22 protein-coding genes and 1 pseudogene are annotated in these 25,609 nt (G+C 37.9%); 10 read left to right on the top strand and 13 right to left on the bottom strand.

Annotated elements, in window-relative coordinates:
* Positions 1 to 191 precede the first annotated feature (191 nt).
* The 6 genes and pseudogenes from PHT93_RS05380 to PHT93_RS05355 all read left to right on the top strand — a co-directional run.
* Positions 192 to 449, top strand: a pseudogene (locus tag PHT93_RS05380) (helix-turn-helix domain-containing protein); the annotation flags it as partial.
* Positions 450 to 476: 27 nt separating this feature from the next.
* On the top strand, positions 477 to 1,319 hold the full coding sequence (locus PHT93_RS05375; protein ID WP_300240414.1) for a helix-turn-helix domain-containing protein: 843 nt from the start codon (positions 477 to 479) through the stop codon (positions 1,317 to 1,319).
* Between the two features lie 119 nt (positions 1,320 to 1,438).
* The gene (locus PHT93_RS05370; RefSeq protein ID WP_300240411.1) at positions 1,439 to 2,431 is read left to right on the top strand and encodes a PhoH family protein; all 993 of its coding nucleotides are present in this window, start codon (positions 1,439 to 1,441) and stop codon (positions 2,429 to 2,431) included.
* Positions 2,432 to 2,438: 7 nt separating this feature from the next.
* Complete coding sequence (locus tag PHT93_RS05365) at positions 2,439 to 3,389, top strand: phosphoribosylaminoimidazolesuccinocarboxamide synthase (protein ID WP_300240409.1); 951 nt, start codon at positions 2,439 to 2,441, stop codon at positions 3,387 to 3,389.
* A 1-nt stretch (position 3,390) separates the two neighbouring features.
* On the top strand, positions 3,391 to 4,128 hold the full coding sequence (gene ubiE / locus PHT93_RS05360; RefSeq protein ID WP_300240407.1) for a bifunctional demethylmenaquinone methyltransferase/2-methoxy-6-polyprenyl-1,4-benzoquinol methylase UbiE: 738 nt from the start codon (positions 3,391 to 3,393) through the stop codon (positions 4,126 to 4,128).
* A gap of 14 nt (positions 4,129 to 4,142) precedes the next feature.
* A complete protein-coding gene (locus PHT93_RS05355; protein ID WP_300240405.1) occupies positions 4,143 to 4,886 on the top strand; it encodes a shikimate dehydrogenase in 744 nt (247 codons plus the stop codon).
* 18 nt (positions 4,887 to 4,904) lie between these two features.
* On the opposite strand, the gene PHT93_RS05350 is transcribed toward PHT93_RS05355, so the two are convergent.
* The 10 genes from PHT93_RS05350 to PHT93_RS05305 form a co-directional block, all read right to left on the bottom strand.
* Positions 4,905 to 5,528 (bottom strand): 4'-phosphopantetheinyl transferase superfamily protein, encoded by a 624-nt coding sequence (locus tag PHT93_RS05350; RefSeq protein WP_300240403.1) that lies wholly within the window; start codon positions 5,526 to 5,528, stop codon positions 4,905 to 4,907.
* Positions 5,528 to 6,088 (bottom strand): gliding motility protein GldD, encoded by a 561-nt coding sequence (locus PHT93_RS05345; protein WP_300240401.1) that lies wholly within the window; start codon positions 6,086 to 6,088, stop codon positions 5,528 to 5,530. Before PHT93_RS05345 ends, PHT93_RS05350 begins: the two co-directional genes overlap by 1 nt.
* Before the next feature lie 13 nt (positions 6,089 to 6,101).
* Positions 6,102 to 7,427 (bottom strand): gliding motility-associated protein GldE, encoded by a 1,326-nt coding sequence (gldE, locus tag PHT93_RS05340; RefSeq protein ID WP_300240399.1) that lies wholly within the window; start codon positions 7,425 to 7,427, stop codon positions 6,102 to 6,104.
* Positions 7,428 to 7,452: 25 nt separating this feature from the next.
* A complete protein-coding gene (gene ssb / locus PHT93_RS05335; protein ID WP_300240397.1) occupies positions 7,453 to 7,926 on the bottom strand; it encodes a single-stranded DNA-binding protein in 474 nt (157 codons plus the stop codon).
* A 46-nt stretch (positions 7,927 to 7,972) separates the two neighbouring features.
* Positions 7,973 to 9,034, bottom strand: coding sequence for an A/G-specific adenine glycosylase (gene mutY, locus PHT93_RS05330; protein ID WP_300240395.1), 1,062 nt, complete (start codon positions 9,032 to 9,034; stop codon positions 7,973 to 7,975).
* Positions 9,035 to 9,071: 37 nt separating this feature from the next.
* Positions 9,072 to 9,857, bottom strand: a complete 786-nt coding sequence (gene mazG / locus PHT93_RS05325) for a nucleoside triphosphate pyrophosphohydrolase (RefSeq protein WP_300240393.1) — start codon at positions 9,855 to 9,857, stop codon at positions 9,072 to 9,074.
* Positions 9,850 to 11,910, bottom strand: a complete 2,061-nt coding sequence (locus PHT93_RS05320; RefSeq protein WP_300240391.1) for a cytochrome c biogenesis protein CcdA — start codon at positions 11,908 to 11,910, stop codon at positions 9,850 to 9,852. The genes mazG and PHT93_RS05320 overlap by 8 nt, the downstream gene beginning before the upstream one ends.
* Positions 11,911 to 11,929: 19 nt before the next feature.
* Positions 11,930 to 12,847 carry an RluA family pseudouridine synthase gene (locus PHT93_RS05315; protein ID WP_300240389.1) on the bottom strand — a complete coding sequence of 306 codons (918 nt, stop codon included), beginning with the start codon at positions 12,845 to 12,847 and terminating at the stop codon, positions 11,930 to 11,932.
* Positions 12,848 to 13,140: 293 nt separating this feature from the next.
* A complete protein-coding gene (locus tag PHT93_RS05310; protein WP_300240387.1) occupies positions 13,141 to 16,647 on the bottom strand; it encodes a DUF6383 domain-containing protein in 3,507 nt (1,168 codons plus the stop codon).
* 579 nt (positions 16,648 to 17,226) lie between these two features.
* On the bottom strand, positions 17,227 to 18,063 hold the full coding sequence (locus PHT93_RS05305) for a master DNA invertase Mpi family serine-type recombinase (RefSeq protein ID WP_363318623.1): 837 nt from the start codon (positions 18,061 to 18,063) through the stop codon (positions 17,227 to 17,229).
* A gap of 422 nt (positions 18,064 to 18,485) precedes the next feature.
* On the opposite strand from PHT93_RS05305, the gene PHT93_RS05300 reads away from it, so the two are divergent.
* From PHT93_RS05300 to PHT93_RS05285, 4 genes are all read left to right on the top strand, one after another.
* A complete protein-coding gene (locus PHT93_RS05300; protein WP_300240385.1) occupies positions 18,486 to 19,931 on the top strand; it encodes an amino acid permease in 1,446 nt (481 codons plus the stop codon).
* Positions 19,932 to 19,967: 36 nt separating this feature from the next.
* Entirely contained in the window at positions 19,968 to 20,690 is a 723-nt protein-coding gene (locus tag PHT93_RS05295; protein WP_300240383.1) for an MBL fold metallo-hydrolase, read from the top strand.
* 2 nt (positions 20,691 to 20,692) lie between these two features.
* Positions 20,693 to 21,073: a VOC family protein gene (locus PHT93_RS05290; RefSeq protein ID WP_300240381.1), complete on the top strand. Its 381-nt coding sequence runs from the start codon at positions 20,693 to 20,695 to the stop codon at positions 21,071 to 21,073.
* Between the two features lie 112 nt (positions 21,074 to 21,185).
* Entirely contained in the window at positions 21,186 to 22,148 is a 963-nt protein-coding gene (locus PHT93_RS05285) for an ROK family protein (RefSeq protein ID WP_300240379.1), read from the top strand.
* Positions 22,149 to 22,385: 237 nt separating this feature from the next.
* Here the strand turns inward: PHT93_RS05285 and PHT93_RS05280 are convergent, their stop codons facing one another.
* From PHT93_RS05280 to PHT93_RS05270, 3 genes are all read right to left on the bottom strand, one after another.
* Entirely contained in the window at positions 22,386 to 23,006 is a 621-nt protein-coding gene (locus PHT93_RS05280) for a LuxR C-terminal-related transcriptional regulator (RefSeq protein WP_300240377.1), read from the bottom strand.
* Positions 23,007 to 23,008: 2 nt separating this feature from the next.
* On the bottom strand, positions 23,009 to 23,701 hold the full coding sequence (locus PHT93_RS05275; protein WP_300240374.1) for a hemerythrin domain-containing protein: 693 nt from the start codon (positions 23,699 to 23,701) through the stop codon (positions 23,009 to 23,011).
* Between the two features lie 338 nt (positions 23,702 to 24,039).
* Complete coding sequence (locus tag PHT93_RS05270; RefSeq protein WP_300240372.1) at positions 24,040 to 25,578, bottom strand: di-heme oxidoredictase family protein; 1,539 nt, start codon at positions 25,576 to 25,578, stop codon at positions 24,040 to 24,042.
* Positions 25,579 to 25,609: the final 31 nt, after the last annotated feature.

The following is a 25,609-nucleotide window of genomic DNA, read 5'->3' as shown; positions in this document are numbered from 1 at the left end:
ATCTTTTATCACTACTTTTGCCCATGTGGTAATTTTTATTGGTGGAACAACAAAATTACACACCTAAGGCGAAACCGAAAGGGAGTAGCCTTTTTTTATGCAAATTTTAGTCGGTCAGTAGTGATAAGTTTTATAAATTACTCTTTGAGCATTATAAAGAAGAACGTGAAGTCACTTTTTATGCAGACAAATTATGCATTTCACCTAAACATCTGTCATATATAGTCAAACAAGTATTAGGAAAGCCAATTTATTATTGGATTACAGAAATGTTAATTAATAAAATTCAAAATCAACTCAAGACAACAAATCTGAGTATGAAAGAGATTGCGGATAATTTTAATTTTGCCAGTCCTTCTGTTTTCGGACGTTTCTTTAAGAAGCACACAGGAATCACACCTCTTCAATATCGTGAAGGAGAAAACAGTAGCCAGGAAAACATCAAGTAAACAATTCGTTGAAAAGAACAATGCATTATGTCAAATAAAGAAATTAAGATAATTGAAACCTCTGTTTTCAAAATATTAAAAAATAAAGAAGCTCGTGAATATATCAGAGTTAACCAACCTTTTAAATCATTGGAAATGTATATTGCCTTAATAAAAGGTAAAGCAACAATTAAAGTAAACGAAAAAACAGAGATAGCAGGAGATAGCAGCATTTTATTATTATGGAAATACCCAACAATTGAGATTACAGATTTAGCTGAAGACGCTGAACTGAGGCTAATCTTAATCCCTACAGAAATGATATTGCAACAAGAATTCTTCCTTGATTATACCTTTGTTTACTCGATGTACAAAAGACCGTGTTTTCTCACGAACAAAAAAATGATAAATGAATTTATCCGGTTTTATGATTTTATAGCGACTCAACAAACCGTCTCCAATGCCGTTGATCAGGATCAATTAAATAAGCAATTATCCTATGCCTTGTTTTTAAAACTAAAATCACTTTATATAAGTCAGGACTTAATGGTTACTCCTGATTATAATTCAGAAGAAAACACGCTTGCTGATAAGTTTCAGATATTACTCTTCCAAGAGATGTGGAACGAACCGGAACTTTCTTTTTACGCGAATAAATTACAAGTATCTTCTGAAGAACTCACGGCTGCGATCGAAAAAGAATGGGGAGATACAGCCCAGAATTGGATACTAATACTGAGAACAAATCAGATTATTTTATCTTTAAGACAGAATTCTTTAAGTCTTGAGAATATAGCTCAGAAATTTTCTTTTCAATCTGTAGCCGATTTAGAAACAGAATTCAGGAAACAGACGGGCAAGGAAGTTTCGGCATTCAGGGCTCAATCATAAATGTTATAATTATTCTTTTTCATACCGGGCTTTTTTCTATCGAGAGTGTATGCTCTCAAAAGGAAGAATATTCGTATTTTTGTCTGTCTAAAACAAAAATGCATAAGAAATGGCATCACATGATTGAACGGATATATATTCTCGAAAACGTGGACCCGGTGTTGTTCTACGGAGTAAACAACGTCAACATACAACTTATTAAGACTTTATTTCCAAAGCTTCGTATCGTTGCAAGAGGGAATGTTATGAAAGTAATCGGAGACGAGGAAGAATCGGAACTTTTTCTAAAGAAAATCCGTGAAATCGAAAAATACTGCGAAGAGTTTAACACATTAAGCGAAGATGTTATTCTCGATATTATTAAAGGAAAATCCCCTACCGTAGTAAAACAGGAAAATCTGATTATTCATGGGATGAACGGTAAACCCATCATTGCCCGTACGGAAAATCAGCAACGCCTTGTAAAATCTTTTGAAGAGAACGATCTTGTTTTTGCAATTGGACCGGCAGGTTCAGGAAAAACTTTTGTCGCCATTGCTCTTGCAGTCAGAGCATTAAAAAACAAAGAAGTCCGCAAGATTATTCTGAGCAGGCCGGCTGTAGAAGCTGGGGAGAAGTTAGGTTTTTTGCCGGGAGAGATGAAAGATAAATTAGACCCTTATTTACAACCCCTGTACGACGCACTGCAAGACATGATCCCTTCTGCCAAACTAAAAGAATACATGGAGACAAATGTAATTCAGATTGCTCCTTTGGCTTTCATGCGCGGGCGTACACTTAATGATGCTGTTGTTATATTAGATGAAGCGCAAAACACAACAACTCATCAGATAAAAATGTTTCTTACACGTCTGGGTATGGGAGCGAAAATGATTATCACGGGGGATGTAACTCAAATTGATCTTCCACCATCAACTACTTCCGGGCTTATTCAGGCTATGGATATATTGAAAGGAGTGACAGGCATCGGGCGGACGGAGTTTAACAAAAAAGATATTGTTCGTCATAAATTAGTTCAACGCATTGTTACAGCTTACGATAAATTTGACGAAAAACGTAAGAAGGAAACAAAAGAGAAGCGAAAAGATACAACAAATATGAATCAAAAATAGGAAGGTTATGAAAAAGGCGTTAGTTAAAACGGATTTTAATTTCCCAGGTCAAAAGAGTGTTTATCATGGTAAAGTACGGGATGTTTACAATATTAACGACGAATTATTAGTTATGGTAGCGACCGACCGTATTTCAGCGTTTGACGTAGTATTACCGGAAGGAATCCCTTATAAAGGGCAGATGCTAAATCAGATTGCGGCAGGCTTTTTAGATGCGACAACGGATATTTGTCCCAACTGGAAATTAGCATCTCCTGATCCGATGGTTACAGTAGGGGTACAATGCGAAGGATTTCCTGTTGAAATGATTGTCCGTGGTTATTTATGTGGAAGCGCATGGCGAGCTTACAAGAGCGGAGTGCGCGAAATATGTGGCATAAAGATTCCTGACGGCATGCGTGAGAATGAACGCTTCCCGGAACCGATCATTACGCCTACGACCAAAGCAGCTATCGGCATGCATGATGAGGATATTTCTAAGGAAGAAATCCTGAAACAAGGCTTAGTATCCGCAGAAGATTACGAAGTACTTGAAAAATATACGACGGCATTATTCAAACGAGGAACAGAAATTGCGGCAAAAAGAGGACTGATCTTAGTTGACACAAAATATGAATTTGGTCATCGTAATGGCAAAATCTATCTGATTGATGAAATTCACACACCGGATTCATCCCGTTATTTTTATGCAGAAGATTATGAAGAACGCTTTAAAGCCGGAGAAGCTCAAAAGCAACTTTCTAAAGAATTTGTTCGTGAATGGTTAATGGAAAATGGCTTCCAAGGCAAAGAAGGACAGAAAGTTCCCGAAATGACTCCTGCTATTATCGAAGGTATTAGTGAACGTTATATTGAGCTTTACGAACACATTACCGGCGAAGCCTTTGATCGTGGTAATACGGATAATCTGCTTCAACGTATAGAAGACAACGTGACAGCCTATCTTACGGCTAAATAAAATGGCATACGAGGCAGAGAAAATACGTCCTTACGAAGGTGAGGAGCAAAAAACGGTACAGGTAAAGCGAATGTTTGATACTATCGCTTTCGCTTATGATAAGCTAAACCGACTCATGTCTCTTGGATTTGACAAGGGATGGAGAAAGAAAGGCATTGCTTACCTGAAGCCTTTTGCTCCTCAGCAAATACTGGATATTGCTACCGGAACAGGAGATTTAGCGATTACATTACGCAGTCGGCTTAATGCGAAACGCGTTATTGGCGCTGACATATCTGAAGGGATGATGCAGATCGGACGGGAAAAAGCGTCTAAAGCAGGATATGCAGACTCGGTAGTGTTTGAACTGCAGGATTGTTTGTCACTCACGTATGCAGATGGCTCTTTTGATGCTGTTACGGCAGCCTTTGGCGTCCGCAACTTTGAGGATATTAAACAAGGCATCAGCGAAATGTATCGTGTACTCAAGCCCGGAGGACATATTATGATTCTTGAACTATCTTCTCCGGAATATTTTCCGATGAAGCAACTCTTTTCAATCTATTCAAAGATTGTTATTCCGAATATGGGTAAATTGATATCAAAAGAGAAGGCTGCTTATGATTACCTGCCCTCGTCCATAAAGGTTGTTCCTCAAGGACGTGTGATGACAGGCATTCTGGCCGATGCTGGTTTTAAAGAAACCCGATATCGCACATTTACTCTGGGTGTTTGTTCAATGTACACTGGAACCAAATAAAAAACCAATTATTTATGCAGAAATTCGGTTTACTGGGCTATCCCCTTGGGCATTCTTTCTCTAAAACTTACTTCAACAGGAAGTTTGAAGCAGAGAAGATAGATGCCCAATACTTAAATTTTGAGATACCCGACATTAAAGACATAAAAAATGTATTGAAGGAAAATCCCGATTTATGTGGATTAAATGTAACCTTACCTTATAAGACTCAGGTTATTCCTTTTTTAGATGAAATAGACGAAGATGCCAAATTGATCGGAGCAGTTAATGTGATCAAGTTTTCCAAAGGTTTTCTGGGAAAAACAAAACTGAAAGGATATAACTCCGACATTGTTGGTTTCAAGCAATCGATTGAACCTCTTTTAAACGAATCCCACAAAAAAGCGCTGATATTAGGTACCGGAGGTTCATCAAAGGCTGTGTTTCACGGACTGAAGCAACTCGGCATAGATGCAACATTTGTTTCGCGTACTCCGAAAGATCTCTGTGTCACTTATGAAGAGGTGACTTCTAAAATGTTGGAATACTATACAGTGATTGTCAATTGTACTCCGCTTGGGATGTATCCTCATATGGATAACTGTCCGGAAATTCCTTATGATGCACTAACATCAAAACATTTATTATACGACTTATTGTATAACCCGGATGAAACGTTGTTCATGAAGAAAGGAAAAGAAAAAGGAGCCGTAGTTAAAAATGGATTAGAGATGTTGTTGCTTCAGGCTTTCGAAGCATGGCAGATATGGCACAGATAGATGACTGATATAATGTACTTACCTGTTGAAGGTAAGTACGAATTCAGGCGTCACCTTAAAGAACAACGTAAATGATTCCCGACATGAGGTTCTGGTTTCAAAGACTTGTATTTCTCCTTCAGCTTTATAAGCAAAGGAAATGACATGTAACTGTTTACGGAAGTCAACCTCTTCCTGTCGGATAAGTTTAAAGAGGGTTTCTTTTGCGCACCAATGGATTAGCAAATGTTCGGTTTCATGTTCAAGGTTAATTCCCGCAAGCTCTCCTTCAGACAAAAATCGTTTTTTTATTCTTTGTACTCTCTCCCCTCTGTATTCGATATCTACTCCTACGGTCTTATTTCTCGAACAATAAACGGCAGCATAGCCTTTTGTATGTGATATACTGATTGATAGATCGGGAGAATTAGGGACATACGGAGCACCATCAGAATAGTAAGCAATCTTTTCATCTCTTTCTAAAAGGTGTTTAAGCAGGATACGAGTAGCCAACCATTCTTTTTTTCGGGACTCTGATTTACATTCTTTCAGAAAACAACTGTAATCATCAGACTTGCCAATCAAATCCATTAATTCGGGAACTGTTTCTTCTATTTTCCAGATTCCCAAAAGGAGTGAAGGATGTTTTTCGAATAATGGCATTAGTTGTTCCAGGAAAAGGATTGAATCAGTTCAACAATATCTTCCCTCAGATACCTTGTCACAGGTGCTAAAGAGTCCGCATTGGCCACTGCGTTATAATACAATGCGCCACGAAAGAAATGGTCAAGACTATCCGTTACGTAGAACTGAATAGGAGAAGCCGTATTGCCACCTAAGTCAAATAGCATCCCATACACATTTTGTTCTGGATTATCGTAGGCAGAAACCTTCGTTTGCTTACTTATCCGTTCTATTATTTTGAATGTTTCTTCAGTGAGTTCCGGTAGTTTTGTTTTAGTCACTGGAAAGTAACTGCAATAGATTTTGACGTCAAAATCTTTATAACACAGATTCAACCATTCATTATTTTGTTCTTCCGGTATTTCCACTGAAACCTTATCTGAAATATAAAATGTATAGGGTAGATTTTTGACCGGCAATTTGACATATCTTGCCTTCTCAGGCTCCAATCTTAAGTATCCTTTAGGCTTTGGAGTATATTCTGTACAAGAGAATAGTAGCAACAAGAATAGTAGTCCGATAGAAGCACGTCTGTTCATTTAATTATCACTCTTAGGATTCAGTCTCTTTGTCAAGAATGGAGAATTTCACTTTCAGAATACGCCGGTTGTCAAGTTCCAATATTTGGAACCGGTATTTTTTATATTCAATCATTTCTTTACGTTGCGGGAAACCACCTTTTATTTCGAGCAACAAACCGCCTAAAGTTTCTACTTCTTCTGTCAGGTCTTCAAATTCATCCGGATCAACATCAGTCATACGGAAAAAGTTTGTCAACAAGATCTTTGCTTTTAAAACAAAACTACCATCTGCTAAACGAATACATTGTTTTTCGTCCTCATCATATTCGTCAAAAATTTCACCGACAATTTCTTCAAGAATATCTTCCATAGTAACAATCCCTGAAGTTCCACCAAACTCATCTACAACAATGGCCATATGAATTTTATTCTGTCGTAATTCCTCCAGCAAGTCATCGATTTTCTTTGTTTCAGGCACAAAATAAGCCGGACGAATAAGCGCTTGCCATTCAAAGTCATCGGCCTTATTCAGATGTGGTAAAAGATCCCTCAAATAAAGAATACCTTTCATATTATCTTCCGATTCTTCATAAACCGGAATGCGAGAATAGCCGGATTCCAACACAAAGTCAACAACAGATCTAAAACCGGATTTTATGTCAATATCTTCTACATCCAATCGGGAAGTCATGATCTCATCGGCTGTTTTATCATAAAACTTTATTACCTCCGCAATCATTTCTTTATCTTCCGTCCGGTGCTGAGAAGAATGGTCAAAAGAATTGGATGAATCTTTTGTCGTATTATCTGAGTTTTGATTCGCTAATTTCTTTTGGACAAAAGAAGTACTAAGAAGCAATAACTCCGAAAATGGATAACATATAAAGTTTATAACACTCATTAACGGCGCCAGAAACCGGGCAAATTGCAATGGATTCATCCGGGCATACCGTTTGGGCATTATTTCACTGATCAAAATAACAAAAACCAACACCAATACCAATAGGATAAATCCGAGAAAAGGAGCAAATGAAAAATCGAACGTGGAATAGAATGCAAAAGTACAAAGAATCACAATGGCTACATTCATCAGATTATTCAGAATAAGAATGGAAGCCAGAAGGTGTTTGGGGCTATTTATTAAACGTAAGACAAGTGAGTCTGAGTTTTTTTTACATCGTTGTAGTTCATTCATATCTTCCGGAGAAAGGGAGAAATAAGCAACTTCGGAAGCAGACATCAGTGTATAAAGAATCAAAAATAAAAAAGCAAGACTTAATGCAATAACAGGGCTTACAGCAGAGTCCCAAAAAGCCATTTGTTCATATAAGCCCGATAAATAATAATCTGAGTCCAAGGGGTACGGTATTAGTTAGACAATATCAGAACGGGAGATCATCCGCCTCGTTCGTTTCCGGCACAGAAGCCTGATTTGCATTAGGCTGTTGATAAGAGATATTCGATCCCGTCTGATTAGAAGGAGTTGTTGAACCAGCTGTTTGCTGACCATCTGCCGGACGTGAGCCGGTATTATAAAATTCAATACGATCTGCGTGTATTTCGGTCAAATAACGTTTAACACCGTTTTGATCGTCATAGGTTCGGGTACGAATTTTTCCTTCTACATAAACAGAAGAGCCTTTCTTTACCCATTTTTCCACAAAGGAAACCTGGTCACGGCGAATAACAATATTATGCCATTCAGTGCGTTCGGGCACAACGGTTCCATTAGCCAAAGTATAGCCTCTTTCATTCGTTGCAAGAGGGAAATTTGCTACTGCCGCCCCACTATCAAAATAGCGTACTTCAGGATCTTTTCCCACATTTCCGATCAATATAACTTTATTTAAGGACATAAACTTTTTGTTTTATAAATGATTATACAAAGAAACATAAATTCGATTACTTAGCCAAGTTTCCTTTTATTTTCTCCAAATAAATATGTAACAACCTGGGAAAGGCATAATCATCCAGATTTCCCGAAGGAATCCGAAGATAATCCTCCATCCCTTCTCCTATACAATCCAATCGGATTTGAAAAAAAACAGCATGTAATATCTGATGAGATAAGACATGCTTAACATCGGTAAGAGTAGAATTTATTTCCAGATGTAGGGATCCGGAAAAAAGTTGCCTAAAAGCAGCGGTTTGTTCTATTTCCACAAAATCCATCTTCCGGTCGGTCTCTATCAGAGGAAATTCATACAAACCTTCCCAGATATCTCCTTTGCCGCGCCTATTCAGAAACGTATCTCGGCCACTCAATATATGAAAATAATAAAAATAGCGATGGCGGACTTTCGTTTTTCCTTGTTTAACCGGAAGCTGAGAAACGTTTCCTTTAGCATATGCCAGACAACGATCGGCAAAGATACATGATTCACAATCCGGATTTCGGGGAATACAATACAAAGCTCCAAACTCCATTAATGCCTGATTATGTTCGCCTGCATGCTTAACATCCATTATATGTGCAGCCAATTCAGCAAATTCCTTTTTCCCTTTTCCCGTATCAATCGGTGTCTCTACCCCAAAAAGACGGGATAACACCCTATATACATTGCCGTCCACAACGGCATATGGTTTATTCCACGAGATGGAAACTATGGCAGCTGCTGTATATTCGCCAATGCCTTTCAGAGATAAAACGGTTTCATAATCTGAAGGAAAAATTCCACCAAACTCTTCCACTATTCGTTTAGCTGTCACATGCAAATTTCGAGCTCTGCTATAATAACCCAAACCTTCCCAGTGTTTCATCACCTCATCTTCAGGAGCCTCAGCCAAAGAACGTACATCCGGAAAGCGTTCTGTAAATCTTAAAAAATAATCATATCCTTGAGCCACACGTGTCTGTTGCAGCATAATTTCTGATATCCATATGATATACGGATCATCAGTCTTTCGCCAGGGTAAGTCTCGTTTGTTTTTTTGATACCAATCTCTTAGCTTAACACTAATCATTCTTTTAATGATTCACATTTAGAATTCAGAGGCGAATTTATAACCCCTTAGCTTTTGCTTTATCCCAGATCTTATCCATATCTTCTAAAGACATGTCTTTCAGAGAACGCCCTTCTTTGATGGTATGATCTTCGAGATAATTAAAACGACGAATAAACTTCTGGTTTGTACGTTCAAGTGCATTATCCGGATTGATTTTATACAATCGGGCAGCATTAATCAGACTAAAGAACAGATCTCCGAATTCAGCTTCCATTTTATCGGCATCCATCTTATCTATTTCTGCTTTTAGCTCTGTAAACTCCTCATGCACTTTCTCCCAGACCTGTTCTCGTTCTTCCCAGTCAAACCCCACATTGCGTGCTTTATCCTGTATGCGATGTGCTTTAACAAGTGAGGGCAACGAAGAAGGGACTCCCTGGAGAACAGTTTTATTACCGCCTTTCTCTTTTAATTTCAACTCTTCCCAACTTTGCTCTACTTTCTTACTGGTTTCAGCAACAGCATCGCCAAATACATGCGGATGGCGATAAATTAGCTTCTGGCATAAACTGTCACAAACGTCTTTGATATCAAAGGCACTCTTCTCTGAGCCAATCTTTGCATAGAAAACAACGTGCAACAACAAATCGCCTAATTCTTTTTTTATCTCTGCGTCGTCATTCTTCATAATGGCTTCACAAAGTTCATAGGTCTCCTCTATCGTATTTGTCCGCAAACTTTCATTCGTCTGCTTCCTATCCCACGGGCATTTGACTCTAAGTTCATCTAAAATGTCCAAAAGCCGCCCGAAAGCGGCCATCTGTTCTTCTCTGTTACTCATTTTTCTTAAAATTTGCCAACCCTCCCTGTAAGAACTCTATATATTTATCAACATCTTCATCATAAGCATAAGATGGCGCAAGAGGTTTTCCCTCCGCGTTCAATAAAACATAGAACGGTTGAGCATTCGCACCGAATTTACTCCGTTGCAGGTAGCTCCACTTATCTCCTATCGTTTTCAATTTACGGGCTTTACCATGTTCCTCAATTTCGATTACTTCCGGCAGTCTTGTTTTATCATCCACCATAAGTGTGATCAACACATAATCATTCTCAATGATCTGTTTCACTTTCGAATCAGTCCATACAGATGCTTCCATTTTCCGACAGTTCACACATCCATGTCCGGAGAAATCAATCATTACGGGTTTATTTACACGTTTTGCGTAAGCCATACCTATTTCATAATCATCAAAAGAAGCATGAACGCCACCATCGTACAGATTAAAGTCTTGCGTATGTAAAGGCGGAGCAAAGGCGCTTATCGCTTTTAATGGTGCACCCCATAGTCCGGGTATCATATAGACAGAAAACGCAAATGATATAATTGCCATAAATAAACGAGGCACAGAAACATGCTTCAGATCACTATCGTGACTGAATTTAATCTTACCTAATAAATAGAAACCTAATAGAGCAAATATTACTATCCAAAGGACTAAGAACACCTCACGATCAAGAATACGCCATCCGTATGCTAAATCGGCTACGGATAAGAATTTTAAGGCAAGAGCAAGTTCAAGGAAACCAAGAACCACCTTTACGGAGTTTAACCAACCTCCTGACTTAGGCATACTTTGTAGCATATTCGGGAAGATCGCAAACAATGAAAATGGAATAGATAATGCTAAAGCAAAACCAAACATTCCGATTGCAGGACCAACTGCACTACCCATAGAAGCAGCCTGCACAAGTAAGGTACCGATAATCGGCCCTGTACAAGAGAACGAAACTAACACAAGGGTAAACGACATAAAGAAGATACTCAGGATTCCTGTAGTAGAATCGGCTTTACTATCTAATTTACTTGTCCACGAAGCTGGCAATACCATCTCAAATGCACCGAAGAAAGAGACGGCAAAGATCACTAATAGAAGGCAGAAGATAATATTAAATACCGCATTCGTTGAAAGGTCATTTAAAGCACTTGCTCCAAAAATTCCGGTAATAAGCAAACCCATTACTAAATAGATCACAATAATAGATACCCCATAGGTCAATGCATCACTTATTGCCTTCTTTCTGTTTTTCGTTCGTTTCAAGAAAAAGCTTACGGTCATCGGAATCATAGGCCAGACACACGGAGTTAATAAAGCAATTAGTCCACCTACAAAACCGGCAAAGAAAATAAACAACCAGGAAGTATCAGGAGCTGCAACTATTTTGTCGCCGTAAGATTTTAATTCGTCAATTACCGGTGTCCAAAGAGCATCGGCTGAGACAACATTATCAATCGCCTTGTTTTCTAATTTTACTACGGGAATAGTAGGAATCGTTTTTGTTTCCTGCACCTCTTCAGCCACAGAGTCCTCTCCTTCTCCCAGATCTGCGACTTTCTCACCCTCTGTTTCACTCGCTGATTGAACATCTGTTATTGAAATATTTTTCTTGTTGAAATTGAATTCAACACGATCTGGCGGAAGACATGTCTCGTCATTACAAGCCATAAATTCCACTTCTCCCACAAGATTAAACTTTGCAGGGTCCGTTACCTTTATTTTTTGTTTGAAGCTGACTTTATCGGCATACCACCTCAGGTTCATGGAAAATAATTCATCATACACAGTCGTTGGTGCTACTGAAGCAATCGGCTTACCAACAAGTTCCACTCCTTTTATCTTTTCAAAAGTAAAAGACGTAGAAACAGGACCTCCTTCCGGCAAATCCATATCATATAAATGCCAACCTGCATCAAGCACGGCAGTAAACACAATTTCCTTTTCCGGTTTACCGGTTTGTTCTAATTTTATATCCCACTTTACAGGGGTTAGTATCTGCGCATGCGCTGTAATTACAAGAACAAGGAATAAAAGGATAGAATATATCTTTTTCATAACGGATTTATTTTTTCTTTTATTTCTTTACAAGGGTAATGAAAGACGATGGGATCGGTATTTCGAAACGCATTTCTTTATTTGTAACAGGATGAACAAAAAAAAGTTTATTCGCATGCAGAGCAATACGTCCAAGCGGATTTGTTTTCGCTCCATATTTTTCATCTCCTGCTACCGGAGTTCCGAGAGATTCCATTTGTTCACGAATCAGATTTCTATGTCCGGACTCGATGGTAAGCTCCATTAATGAATACAGATTATTTGTCTTCAGCAATCTGTACCGCATAATACTCTCCGTACCACTATCAGCAGAAGTGATATAGGTAGTTTGCCTTTCTCCGATAGAGTTGTAAGAAGTCAACAAATCAGTATCCCTTTCCGGACGTCCCTCTACTGCCACGGCATAACTTCTATTTGTCACCATCACATTCCAGTTTGCATGTAGTTGGGTTTGCACTCCTTTATTCTTTGCAAAAACCATCAAACCGGAAGCTTCGCGTTCTAATCGGTGGAGAATAAAAATTTTATTTCGAGAGTCCGTTTTCTTCACATAATCACTCAACAGATGATAAGCTGTCTTCTCCTTTACTTTTGGATTTGAGACAGATAACAGCCCTTGTTTTTTGTTGACCACAATAAGTGATTCGTCTTCCCAAACGACCTTTAACATCGGATGGCTAAGTACTACCTTCCCTTTCCCATAAGTAATCTGAACTAAGGAATTAGGAGATAGAGGAGTATCAAACTGAGTAGTTGTTTCTCCATTTACCGAAACTTGTCCCTTACTTAACAGAGACTTAACAGCCGTCCTGCTATGCTCTTTTTCCAATGACTTGTAAAGAAAAGGAAGTAACGTATCCTCTTCTTTGACTGTCAATCGCCTTCCCCCTGCTTGTCGGGGTTTATATGTATTCTTTTTATCCGAACGTAATCCCATCTGTATATTAATGTATTCAACGCAAAGATATAGGCATTTAAGGACGCGAACAAAACAAGATTCATTTTTTATCACTTCGATAGTATTTAATAACATCCTTTATTACACAAAAGAAGGATGAAATCTCATTGAGACCTCACCCTTCTTCGAACTTTTTTAACGCATCGGCAACCTTCACAGGCTATCCGAGGATTATAACTTTATTTTAACACAACACATTTTTTCTCCTTCGCAGGTTACTTACTACCTCTCCGAAAAGAGGTAGTGCATGTGTTTTACTAATATTAATTATTTTATTTTACGATTGCTTTTACAGCTTTTTCACCCTGAACAGCAACTACCACGATTCCCTTAGGAGCAACGATAGAAACTTCATCAGATGTTAACACTGTACTTGCTATAGTCTGACCAAGAATGTTAGTTACAACTACACTCTTATTAGCGCCATTGTAAATAACTACAGAACCTTGTCCAGCTATAACTTGAACATCGTTTACATTTAAGTCTTTGTTTGCAACAGGAAGTTCGTCTGTAGTCGTTACATGAAGAACCTGAGCCTGGTTGATCAATTCGCTGATGGTAGCACTTTCATCGTCATGACCTGTTGTTGAGTAGTTGATCTTAGCTACTACAGGGACATTGTTATGAACTTTCAACCAACCACCTTCAAAACCTCCAATCTTAGCTTCAGGACCATTAGATTCTAACAAGATCGGATTTTCACTCAATGCTTCTTTTATATCTTCTGTCAAACGGAATGAGAATGCATAATTCTTATGTGATCCATCTAAGACTTTTTTATCAAAAATCTTTGAATCTTCAAATGCTTTAGGTTCTATAACACCCCATTTTTCAGTCAATGATTCCAGTGTATTACCGGCTTTTACAATATAAAGGTATTCCTTATCACCTTCTACGCGGTGAACTCCTTCTACATAACCAAATCGTGTGTAGTCCTGGAATTTGTATGTAGTTTTTGTTGAGTCTTCCAAATTTACTAAGAAACGACCAGCTAAGTAACCATTATAATCACTAATACACTGTGTACAAGCATCTTCAAGATAGTTATAACCCTTTGTTCCATGCCATTTTCCGTCTTTTACTGAATCCGGACTTAATACGAACAAGTATTGAGGCATGTGAGGATTAGAGTTTACTACTGAATCAAGATAGATTGCAGTTGTACTGTTTTCACCCACAGGGATCAAACCTTCAGCTGTTACCCCAAGATAACCAAATGATTCATTAAGAGTACTAACTTTACTTTGGTTGTGTCCATCTTCAAACAAGAATTCTTTTGCGGTACCTCTTTCACGGTAGATCTTAACTACTGATCCGTTTTCTACTGATAAGTATTTAGGACGAGGATCAACAGACAATGTAAATGCAGAAGCTCTGTCATTTGGTTTATTATCCAAGTCTGTATAATTCAACTTAGCAGTACCATCTTCTACGTGAGCCTGTACAGATGGTGTCTGAAGATCAATAAGAACATAATATTCAGTTTCACCTTGTACCTGATCTGATTTCAGATAGAATTTAGTGGCATCCTTAGCTTCAACTACCTTATAATATGCTGGTTTACCTACTTCTTCCACCAATGCAATGAAGTTCTTGTCGTTATCAATCAGATTAACATCTTTTACTTTAATTGTATAGGCTGTCTTTTCCAGCTCTTTCAATTTTGTTGTTCCAACATAACCGAATTTTTCAGGCTCGTCAGGAATCAATTCGTAAGAAGAATTCAAACCTTCAACAGCAGCAAAGAAGTTTTCATCCGTAATATTCAAATACAAATCACTATTAACCTTTTGGTTATAGTGCAGATAATACTGCGTATAATCAATTTCATTTGCATCTAAATATTTATAACCATGATTCTTATCAGTTAAGGCTGCTTCGTCTGTTACTGCAACGATTTCATATTCACCTGCTTGATCCAAAACATCTGAAGCAGTTGGATTAACATAGAATACATAATCTTTTTCATAAAGTTGACCTTTAAAAAGTGGCTCATCCTTTACACCAAATTCACGGTTAGTGATAGCTAATTCACCAATACCACAAGTCAATGAATCAATTACCCATTGAGTAGCAGGCATATTATTGTAGTTTTGGTCTTCTGCCGGAGCATCCCATTGGAATGTACCATTGAAGTTCGCAACTAAATATTTACCGTTTTCTTTGTTCTTGATGAAATACAAACCAGTCTTGAATGTTGTTCTGTAGTCTTCTACATATGTGAAGTTTCTTCCTTCGAAAGATATCGTAGTTAAAATAGAACCCGGAGAAGGATATGTTTCATTAATTTCTTTTGGAGCAGCGGTCAATAATTTATCATCATTTGAATCAGCTATTCTTACATAAGCATCTTCAACTGTTTCGTTTTCTAATGTAGTCGCATTTGACCAATTATTACCGGCTGTATAGTCTGCATCTGAATAAATAGCCACACCACCTTTTGCTACTTTGATATCCAACGTTTCAGTGCTTGGGTAGAAATAGAATGCGTATTGAAAACGAGCAGAAACAAGAATATCTGTAAAGGCAGCTGAAGTCGCTTCTTGCAAATCTCCAAATGTAGTTAGAGCAAATTTCAGATTGCTTAAAGACGGCTTCCGATCTGATTCATAGAATGCAGCATCAACCGCAAGGTATTTATCATCATTTTCCAAAACTACAAAGTTTTCAGTAGTTACAGTTTTAACAAAATCAGGATCTAAAAGATCATCAGCGGCATCTTTTGCGACAAATTTTGTTCCAAAGAAAGGAGTAGCTTTTGGTTCAGAATTTTTGAATGATAATTTGAATGTACCATCAACAGCATCCTGAAAATCAACCATTGAATTGATACCGTTAGCATCTAAGTTTATAGGTGCTGCTAAAACAGGCTTAAATTGGAGATTATTTTCCAACAATTGAACATGTGAACCGGCAACAGCCTTTGCATATTTAACTACAACAACTTCACCATTATCTTTCTTACCAAGTGCATATACGTTGTCACCTTCATATGTATAGAAATCTTCAAAGTCAAATGTTCCATCTGTAGCTTCAGTAGTGTACCATGCCCAGTTTTCTAAGCAACCTTCTAAAACAGTAGCTTTTTTTCCAACAACAACATCATCAACATCTATATTGTCGTTAGCTTTAACCGTTTTACCAAGGTCGATAACAATTGGAAGATTTGTTTCCTTATTTATTAATGTGAAATTCTTCCCACTGAATGAATCGTCAGCAGAAACCACTTTCCACAAAGATGCATTTATAGGAGCGTCTTCAGCTTCAACAACTTTCAGGATTATTTGGCCTGTGGTCAAACGTTCTTGAATCAACACTTGATTAGACTCTGGAGAAGAAGGAGCAGGTCCTGATGCAGTATGTTTAAAAAGCCATACATTAAATCCAAATCGTTTTACCCATTCACCTTTACCTTCAGCTTCAGATGAAGTTCTCGGTTCAGGAGTATCTATCCAATGTCCATGTCCATGTCCATGTCCAGAAAATTGAGAAATCGGCTTGTTCGACTGCCAATACCATTCACCATCTAGAAAAATCCAGGAACCTAATTGAGTTGGCTTGTAAAATCCATAGTCCGCACTCTCTTGTTCCGCTTTTGTTATTACATTAATCTGATACCACTGATCTTGATCGAATTCAGAGATATCAGAACCTACTGATGCAGCACTAAACACACTCTGAGAGCGGTAATCAAAACCGTGTCCGGGTGCTTGTGCAAAAACTCCAGCACTTACAGTCAGCAGGGCGCCGACTAAAAAAGTAGAAATTTTCTTGTTCATAATCAAATTAATTTATTATTAATAACTGTATTAATTAAAAGTCCTAAAGAATCAGCCTTTTAAGGCGATATAATCAGTTTGCTATATTATACCACCAATTAAATTATACAGTTTTCGAAAGAAGATATTTGAGTTTGTTGTGAAAAGTCTTACTTTTGTATAGCAAAGGATATTCAATGGATAAGAATACGTTAGCATAAAATAAAAAATCGTATAAAGGTATTGGTTATGTTAATCTTATATATATCTTTGCTGATGATATTAATTGGTCATAATAAGTATTCGTTTTTTGTTTTTTCAAGCCGTTCTAAACACTAATTCCTGATTATTTCCCCCTAACCTGTATTAAATTAAAAATTCGGCTTGCTGAAAGAGTCTCTTTACAGACATTCTTTTGGAAGATATTTATGACTAAATAAACGTCTATTTATTTTGTGAGACGCAAGCCCATAAATCGTTAAAGATCAGACACATTTTAACAAAAGAGAGCTATTCAATAAACACAAAACACCTCCTCCCCTTCTCTAAAGAAAGGTAATCACGGTTAAACCTCTAATAAACAGAAAGGGTAATTAGTCTTTATACCGAGTCATGTCCTAAATGCCAAATTGTCAACAATTGAGAAACACTTGGATCATTTTTTATATGACACAGCCTTTCTAACTTCTCCTTTATCATACCCAATGGAAATCTGTGATTTGAGGCTTCTAAAGTGCTGGAAGTCTCCGGTTGCCACTCTGAGATGCCCGACGATCGCTTGTGTCGAAAAAAAATACGGCCATCCAAATAAAGCGTATTTCCATTGATGGTAATTTTCTTTTCAAGCAGGAAGTCTTTGATAAAAGACGTTACCGTCAAGCGATGAACTTTCAATTTCCGGGCAATCATACTGATCGAAATTTTCTGTTCAAGCAACTTCTCGATAGTCCCCTCCTTGCCTGTAAGTTTACGCACTTTTGAACGACTACCTTTCGGCCTTCCCAATACCTTTCCTTCAGACCTTCTTCTGGCAAGTGCCTCTTTCGTGCGTTGTGAGATCAGGTTACGCTCAATCTCTGCGCTCAAGCCAAAAGCAAAAGCCAGAACCTTAGAGCTGATGTCATTTCCCAGTCTATAATTATCTTTTATTGTCCACACCTGTATGCCTTGCCTCATACATTGATTCAGAAGCCCCATAATCATTAAAAGATTACGCCCCAAACGAGAAAGCTCAGCACAAATAAGTACATCACCCTTATTCATTCGCTGTAAAGCATAACCCAGTTTGCGTTCATCTACTTCCTTACTCCCTGAAACAGTTTCCTCTATCCAGGAATCTATTCCAATCTCCTCTTTCTTGACAAACTCATTAATTTCATACCGTTGGTTCTCAACGGTCTGCTTGTCAGTACTGACTCTTACATAACCATAAATCATAATAATAAACAATAATATTAGTATCACATAAAAAAGCTATCATCCGCCTATTAAGCAAATTTACGCAAGCAGTACAGCAAAAAGCTATTATTCCAATCACATATTATAATAATAACAAATTAGAAAAAAAGGAATAGCTGTTATACCCCCTCATCATTGTTTATTCTATTAGTGATCCATTGATGTACAAAAAGAAGTTTTCTACAATTCTCAAACGACGTTACTGCATAGTTGGGAAAGAATGAACAATTAGGGGTATTATAAATTTACATACAGAATAGAAAGACAAAGCATTTCAAATCCTCATAGTAAGCAAAAAGCGAATAAACAGAACAAATAAACACCAAAACAGAAAAACAAAACTCAAAATAGCATATTTTTATCAAAAATCATTTTCTTTGTATAAAAAAGACATTACACTTATGAGATCAGATTGGTTTAGGATTAAGAATGTTGAAGATTTAGTTGATAATAGTAAAAACAACGAACTTAAGAGAACGTTAACTGCAACAAATCTGATAGCTTTAGGAATCGGTTGTATTATTGGTACTGGTATTTTTGTTCTTACGGGTACAGCGGCCGCAAATCATGCAGGTCCTGCTCTTACTATTTCTTTTATTATTTCGGCTTTAGGGTGTGTTATGGCGGGTCTATGTTACGCAGAGTTTGCTGCCATGATTCCGGTGTCGGGTAGTGCTTATTCATATAGCTATGCCTCATTAGGTGAATTCATCGCCTGGTTTATTGGCTGGGATTTAATTCTTGAATATTTATTTGCCTCAGCTACAGTATCTGTTGGTTGGTCGGGCTATGTGGTTAGTTTCTTAGCGGATTTTGGGATACATATCCCGGCATATCTTGCACATGCCCCATTCGATCATATAGCAGGAGAAGGTTGGATTATGACGGGTAGTATCATCAATTTCCCGGCCATGTTTATCGTTCTAATCGTAACCTCTTTACTCATTGTCGGAATCAAAGAGTCGGCTTCAGCAAACGATTTTATTGTCGTGATTAAGTTAGCCGTCATCTTGTTATTTATTGGTTTTGGTATTGCTTATGTCAATACGGAAAACTGGGTTCCTTACATTCCGGAAAACACAGGAAAATTCGGAGAGTTCGGCTGGTCGGGAATTTTAACCGGTGCCGGTGTCATTTTCTTTGCTTATATCGGTTTTGATGCGGTCTCAACAGTTGCTCAGGAAACTAAAAACCCACAAAAAGACATGCCGAAAGGAATATTAGGCTCTTTATTAATCTGTACGGTATTATACATATTGGTGACTGCTGTACTTACCGGAATCGTACATTATACGGAATTAAATGTACCTGCACCTATAGCTTTGGCAATTGATCGGACAAGTGAAGGACTTGCCTGGTTAGCATCGTTTATAAAAATCGGAGCTATTGCCGGATTAAGCTCTGTCGTATTAGTAATGCTTTTAGGGCAAAGTCGTATTTTTTATTCCATGTCGAAAGACGGCTTATTACCTCCAATCTTTTCCAAGGTTCATTCCAAACATAAAACACCACATATTACAACAATTATAACCGGAAGTATTTCTGCCATAATAGCCGGACTATTTCCGATAAACATTCTGGGGGAATTGGTTTCTATCGGCACATTAATGGCTTTTACGATCGTATGTATTTCTGTTCTCGTATTAAGAAAACAACAACCGAACATCAACCGGCCATTTAAAACACCGTGGGTTCCTTTCGTCCCCATCGCAGGAGCTCTTATTTGTATCGCGCAAATGATTGCTCTTCCTTTTGACACTTGGTTACGGCTGATTGTTTGGATGTTGATAGGCCTTGTTCTCTATATTTTCTACGGATCTAAACACAGTAAATTGAACGTGAAGTAAGAAAATCGTATCTTTGACATATAAATAAAGAAACCTATGCAACTTACTTATATATATCACAGTTGCTATTTGTTGGAAACAGAGAAATTTAACCTGATTTTCGACTATTACAAAGATAGTGGCGACAAACCGCGAAGTGGAATCATACACGACCGCATTTTATCTGACAAAAAACCCTTATATGTTTTTTCTTCGCATTTTCATCCGGATCACTTCAACCGGGATATCCTTGCATGGAAATCTCTACGAAAAGACATCCTATATATTTTCTCCAAAGACATCTTAGAGAATCAGAAAGCCGGAGCCGGCGAAGGTCTTTATCTTACAAAAGGAGAAGAATATAAAGACAAGAATCTTTATGTAAAAGCATTTGGATCAACCGATGTAGGCATTTCATTTTACATCGAGACAGAAGGGAAAACGATCTTCCATGCCGGAGATTTGAATAACTGGCATTGGAAAGATGAATCTACACCGGAAGAAATAAAAGAAGCAGAAGACTTTTATGAACGTGAACTTAACGATGTAGCAAAAGAGATCAGACAATTAGACGTAGCCATGTTTCCTATCGACCCTCGTTTAGGCACGGATTTCATGAAAGGAGCGATACAATTTATAACACGGATACCGGTAAAAACACTTCTTCCGATGCATTTCGGTGAAGCCTATGAAAAAATAGCAACATTTAATGAATACGCAAAGGAAAACGGTTGCCACTATCCGCACATCACCAGTAAAGGACAATCAATAAATATTTAATCATGAAGATAAAAGGACATTTTGATCATTTCAACATCAATGTGGTTGATTTGGATAAAAGTATCTCATTTTATGAAAAGGCATTGGGACTAAAAGAAGCCCGCAGAAAAGAAGCAAAAGACGGCTCTTTTATTTTAGTTTATCTCACTGATGAAACTACAGGTTTTCTGTTAGAACTAACCTGGCTTCGCGATCATAAAGAAGCCTATGAACTGGGAGAAAATGAGAGCCATCTATGCTATCGCGTTGAAGGAGATTATGACGAAGTACGCAAATACCATAAAGAAATGGGATGTGTCTGTTTCGAAAATGAAGCAATGGGATTATACTTCATCAATGATCCGGACGATTACTGGATTGAGATACTTCCTGTTATAAAATAACGTTAGATTTCGGTTTTCTACTTTTTTATCAGTCTTCCTATGGTTTGTTATATTTATAACGATTATATTTGCTGGGCTGAAAAATCTCATTATTAATCTAAAATATAAAATCATGGATAAACCTTATGTAGTTGGTATAGACATAGGTGGTACCAATTCGGTGTTTGGTGTTGTTGATGCAAGGGGAACTATTTTATACAGTGGTTCCATCAAAACCGGCAAGTATGATGACGTTAACGAATATGTTGCAGAACTTGCAAAAGGACTCAACCTTGTTATTGATCAGGCCGGCGGTAAAGATAAAATTAAAGGAATAGGTGTAGGTGCTCCTAACGGAAACTATTTTAACGGTTGTATCGAATTTGCCCCTAACCTGCCGTGGAAAGGAAAAATTCCTTTGGCACAATTAATCAGTGAATCTGTCGGTGGAATTCCCGTATCATTAACCAATGACGCGAATGCTGCTGCAATCGGAGAAATGACTTACGGTGTTGCTCGTGGAATGAAAGACTTTATTGTTATTACACTTGGAACAGGTGTTGGTAGCGGTATCGTTATCGGTGGCAATTTAGTTTACGGACACGATGGTTTTGCAGGAGAATTAGGACACGTGATTATGCGTCGTCACAACGGTCGTCTGTGTGGTTGTGGTCGTCATGGCTGTCTTGAAGCTTATGCTTCAGCAACCGGTGTGGCACGTACAGCTCGTGAATACTTGGAAATCCGTAAAGAAGACAGTCTGTTGCGAGAAATCGACTCAGATGAAATTACCTCTAAAGATGTATTCGATGCGGCTATAAAAGGCGACAAGATTGCCCTTGAAATATTCGAAGCAACAGGTACTATCTTAGGTGAAGCTCTTGCAGATTTCGTTGCATTCTCCAGCCCGGAAGCAATCATTTTGTTTGGCGGGTTAACAAAGGCAGGAGACTTGATCATGAATCCTATCAAGGCATCAATGAACAAGAACATGCTCAAAGTATTTGAAGGAAAAACAAAACTATTATTCTCTCAATTAAAAGAAAGCGATGCAGCGGTATTAGGTGCCAGTGCATTAGGATGGGAAGCTAAATAAATATTCCTATATTTTTATAAGGGCTTGGGTAACTCGTTTATTCAAGCCCTTATTGTTTTCAGGTCATAGCCGTTTGAGGAAATAAACCGGAATACCGGTTGTTATTTTTTTGCACAGAATAAGAAAAAAAATATAAAGGTTATTTTCGGAAAAATAAAGGATATAATTGCAAAAATAACCTTTATATTTTTGCCCCAAAAATGATTCTGATTTTCAAGCACTTACAACCCCCCCTGATTAACCGTCTTTTTCGACTTTTATATCACTCAGTTCAACGAGTTTATTCACGATCGCGTAAATAGTCAAACCGCTGGCACTATGGATTTGGAGTTTACGGGCAATATTACGTCGGTGCGTAATGACAGTATGAGTAGAAAGGAACAGACTTTCAGCTATCTCACGATTTGTCATTCCTTTTACTACACAGACAACGATTTCTTTTTCTCTGGTGCTCAACATTTGTTGTTCTTCCGCTTCTTCTGTCCGAACAAGCTCTTCAGTATTTAGTCGTTCTAATTTATGTCTGATCTCATCTACACTGTCGTAAATATTGATCTGTTCGTCATACGCACGCATTCTGACATGTTCAAACAGAGAATAGACTAAAGCGATACACTTCATCGAGTGAGAGCCACTTTCCTCCTTAAGAGTTGCCAATGCAACACCGCCGATCATATCCGGATTGACGATAAGCACGTCAGGCCTGTTGATTCGTAGTGACTCAGGTAAAGAATCAAATCCACTGACTTCAACAATCTGACACCGAAAGCCGACCATTCTTTTTAGCTGAAGTTCGAGGCCGCCTCGTATAATTGCAGAGGGTTCTGCTATTATTATCTTAAGGTTTATATTAGGCATTCTTATGAAAGCGTTTTTTCAAGCTCCAATATAGCCGGAATGAAAAGCGAATCTTCAATCCGATTATGTGAAGCCAAATCTTCCTCAGTCGAGAAGATGTCAAACAAGACACTATTAAGCATATTGTTTGTGGCTCCCGGATAATATTTTATTAATATATTTTTCAGCTCAGTTATCTTTAACTCTATCTGATCATGTCTTTTCATGAAGATTGAAATATTATATTTCTTATTCTTTTCTCCTGATAAAAGAGATCTCACATAAGGAAATACTGTTTTCTCTTCATATAGCATATGTTTATTTACTTCTTCCGCATACTCGTCAAAAAAACGACGAATAACAAACGTTACATCATCGGTTGAATTACTAATCGCTTCTAAGAGTTTAGCCCGTATATGGGGCAAACGGAATTTCAGAAAATAATCATGGGAGTTATGCAAATACGTAATCAATGATTCAAGTGAAAGACAAGTGCTTACTTTAGGAATAGTTGTTGAATGATCATCAGAAAGAAAATTTACGACATTTAAAAAGGTGCAGCTATCAACATTGTTCTGCCGGCATACTTCTCCTATACTCTTCTCTCCAAATCCAAGTGCTATACCAAAACGACTCATAACAAGCAGCATTGGATAGTTCTCACATATCAAATCACTCATTTTATCGGTTTCCCGGTAGTTTCCCTTTTTGTACATAATATAACTTGCTCATTTTACGCTTGCAGATCAAAGATACACTATTTCCACAAACGTTCTTCTTCTAATTATTACTTATTATTTTGTTTTAGTGAAAGCTATCTTGTACAAAGAACCATATTAAGACCATGATTGTTGAATGGTCTGGTGCTTCTATTCAAATATCACCAGCAAAGTTAGTCTGAACAGGGCTGTTTTTCAATCACAAAAAATAGGTAAAAAAAATACGATACTACCCATATCTATGTAGTAATAAGATAGATGTATAAAAGAACATAAAAACAACCGTACTGCTCATCCATAAATGACGAACAGTATGGTTGCGCAAATTATATCAATTAGATAGATTTCAGGAATTCAACAATTGCATCCCTGTCTGCTTTTGACAAATTACGATATTTTTCTCGTGCGTATTTACCGTCACCTCCATGCCACATGATTGCTTCAGTATAATTGCGGGCACGCATGTCATGAAGATGATCTCCGGCTCCGGTACATAATTCAGATAAACCTCTACCCCACAATGGTGTAGTTCTACACCATCCGGTACGAATATTATTCACCATTTCTAAACGATGTTGAAGAAGGTCTGTATATGGCCATATTTTCTGATACGGGTATCGGGGTAATTTATCTTTCAGTAGCGGATCACCCGTATATTCATCAGGTCCGGTTGTCCAGGATGGTTTATGACAGTTGGTACAGCCGATTTGAGCAAACAACTCTTTTCCTTGCTGTACAGTAGGGTCATCTAAATTACGGGCAGCCGGAACAGCCAGCCCGCGATGCCAGATCATAAACTGTACATATTCCTTTTCGCTAAGCTCAACGGGAAGTTCTTTAGACATAAGTTGGTCATAGATTTCCTTTTCTGTCAAGTCTAAAGCATCTTGAATGTCTTTATTTTGAGACATAGAAGTAGCATACGCGGTAGTCATATAATTATAGGTTCTTGATGGGCGGGTAACATTCGTTATATTCCAAACCGCATTAGCACCTGGTCCATTTTGCAACGTACCACGAGTCAAGCCGTAAGTATAACGTCCGGGATGAGAAGTTCCGTCCACCTCTACAATAAAGTTTTCCGGCTGATATTTAGCATCGTTTAATGTATATCCTAAGCTTTTCTCGTGTTGATATTGTGCAATAATTGAATCATCAGGAATGGCGTCAATCAATCCGGTTCCGTACACCCCAATCGTTGCCTCTAACTTAACATGATATACGTCAGGCATAGGAACATTAAAAGCAGATCTGTCGATTGTCACCTCCGGATAAATCAGACTATATGTTTCACCATCAGGAAATGTATTACCAAATTCATCCACATGATTCTTCCACTCTATATTGATTCCCGATTCATCAATCGGCGGTAAAAAGGGAGACACAGCTTTTGTTTGCGGCATACCGGTAAGGGTGGTTACGTAATTATCATCCTCATCGACAACAACCAACAAGTATCCGTTTCCGTAATCATCCGCACGATATCTATCCATGCGTTTTCCATGTCCATATCCAGGGTGACATGTTATACAAGCACTTCGTACATAAGCAGGCCCAAGTCCGTGACGAACACCTGAAATATTGGCATTGAATTGTTTTTCGAAAAATGCTTCTCCATAAACAAAATCCAAATCCATTCCGGCTTCTTCTACCGCTGGCGTTGGCTGTTCAAATGAGCTTGACGTAAAATGTTCCCATACGGGTTTCTGAACAGACGGATCTACCGGGAAAAAAGTACCTAATAATCCTCCCGAATAATAATCTTCACTCAATTCTATTTCAGGATCAACTCCCGAGTCTTTCTTGTCATCATCGCTACAAGCAATCAGAAAAGCAAGAAAAGAGATTAAAATATATACACCATTTTTTTTCATACTCGCTATCTTCTTTAAATGTTCAAAAGAG

The organism is Massilibacteroides sp., assembly GCF_028705895.1.
Lineage (GTDB): Bacteria > Bacteroidota > Bacteroidia > Bacteroidales > Tannerellaceae > Massilibacteroides.
This window is presented reverse-complemented; position numbering and strand designations above follow the sequence as displayed.

Bases quoted from the DNA above. Each gene is read 5' to 3' on its own strand.
- PHT93_RS05350 (WP_300240403.1), bottom strand. From the start codon at position 5,528: ATGCCATTATTCGAAAAACATCCTTCACTCCTTTTGGGAATCTGGAAA.
- PHT93_RS05315 (WP_300240389.1), bottom strand. From the start codon at position 12,847: ATGGGATTACGTTCGGATAAAAAGAATACATATAAACCCCGACAAGCA.
- PHT93_RS05355 (WP_300240405.1), top strand. From the start codon at position 4,143: ATGCAGAAATTCGGTTTACTGGGCTATCCCCTTGGGCATTCTTTCTCT.
- PHT93_RS05375 (WP_300240414.1), top strand. From the start codon at position 477: ATGTCAAATAAAGAAATTAAGATAATTGAAACCTCTGTTTTCAAAATA.
- PHT93_RS05270 (WP_300240372.1), bottom strand. From the start codon at position 25,578: ATGAAAAAAAATGGTGTATATATTTTAATCTCTTTTCTTGCTTTTCTG.
- ubiE (WP_300240407.1), top strand. From the start codon at position 3,391: ATGGCATACGAGGCAGAGAAAATACGTCCTTACGAAGGTGAGGAGCAA.
- PHT93_RS05275 (WP_300240374.1), bottom strand. From the start codon at position 23,701: ATGTACAAAAAGGGAAACTACCGGGAAACCGATAAAATGAGTGATTTG.
- PHT93_RS05370 (WP_300240411.1), top strand. From the start codon at position 1,439: ATGATTGAACGGATATATATTCTCGAAAACGTGGACCCGGTGTTGTTC.
- PHT93_RS05320 (WP_300240391.1), bottom strand. From the start codon at position 11,910: ATGAAAAAGATATATTCTATCCTTTTATTCCTTGTTCTTGTAATTACA.
- PHT93_RS05310 (WP_300240387.1), bottom strand. From the start codon at position 16,647: ATGAACAAGAAAATTTCTACTTTTTTAGTCGGCGCCCTGCTGACTGTA.
- PHT93_RS05345 (WP_300240401.1), bottom strand. From the start codon at position 6,088: ATGAACAGACGTGCTTCTATCGGACTACTATTCTTGTTGCTACTATTC.
- mazG (WP_300240393.1), bottom strand. From the start codon at position 9,857: ATGAGTAACAGAGAAGAACAGATGGCCGCTTTCGGGCGGCTTTTGGAC.
- PHT93_RS05300 (WP_300240385.1), top strand. From the start codon at position 18,486: ATGAGATCAGATTGGTTTAGGATTAAGAATGTTGAAGATTTAGTTGAT.
- PHT93_RS05285 (WP_300240379.1), top strand. From the start codon at position 21,186: ATGGATAAACCTTATGTAGTTGGTATAGACATAGGTGGTACCAATTCG.
- ssb (WP_300240397.1), bottom strand. From the start codon at position 7,926: ATGTCCTTAAATAAAGTTATATTGATCGGAAATGTGGGAAAAGATCCT.
- PHT93_RS05305 (WP_363318623.1), bottom strand. From the start codon at position 18,063: ATGATTTATGGTTATGTAAGAGTCAGTACTGACAAGCAGACCGTTGAG.
- PHT93_RS05280 (WP_300240377.1), bottom strand. From the start codon at position 23,006: ATGCCTAATATAAACCTTAAGATAATAATAGCAGAACCCTCTGCAATT.
- mutY (WP_300240395.1), bottom strand. From the start codon at position 9,034: ATGATTAGTGTTAAGCTAAGAGATTGGTATCAAAAAAACAAACGAGAC.
- PHT93_RS05365 (WP_300240409.1), top strand. From the start codon at position 2,439: ATGAAAAAGGCGTTAGTTAAAACGGATTTTAATTTCCCAGGTCAAAAG.
- PHT93_RS05290 (WP_300240381.1), top strand. From the start codon at position 20,693: ATGAAGATAAAAGGACATTTTGATCATTTCAACATCAATGTGGTTGAT.
- PHT93_RS05295 (WP_300240383.1), top strand. From the start codon at position 19,968: ATGCAACTTACTTATATATATCACAGTTGCTATTTGTTGGAAACAGAG.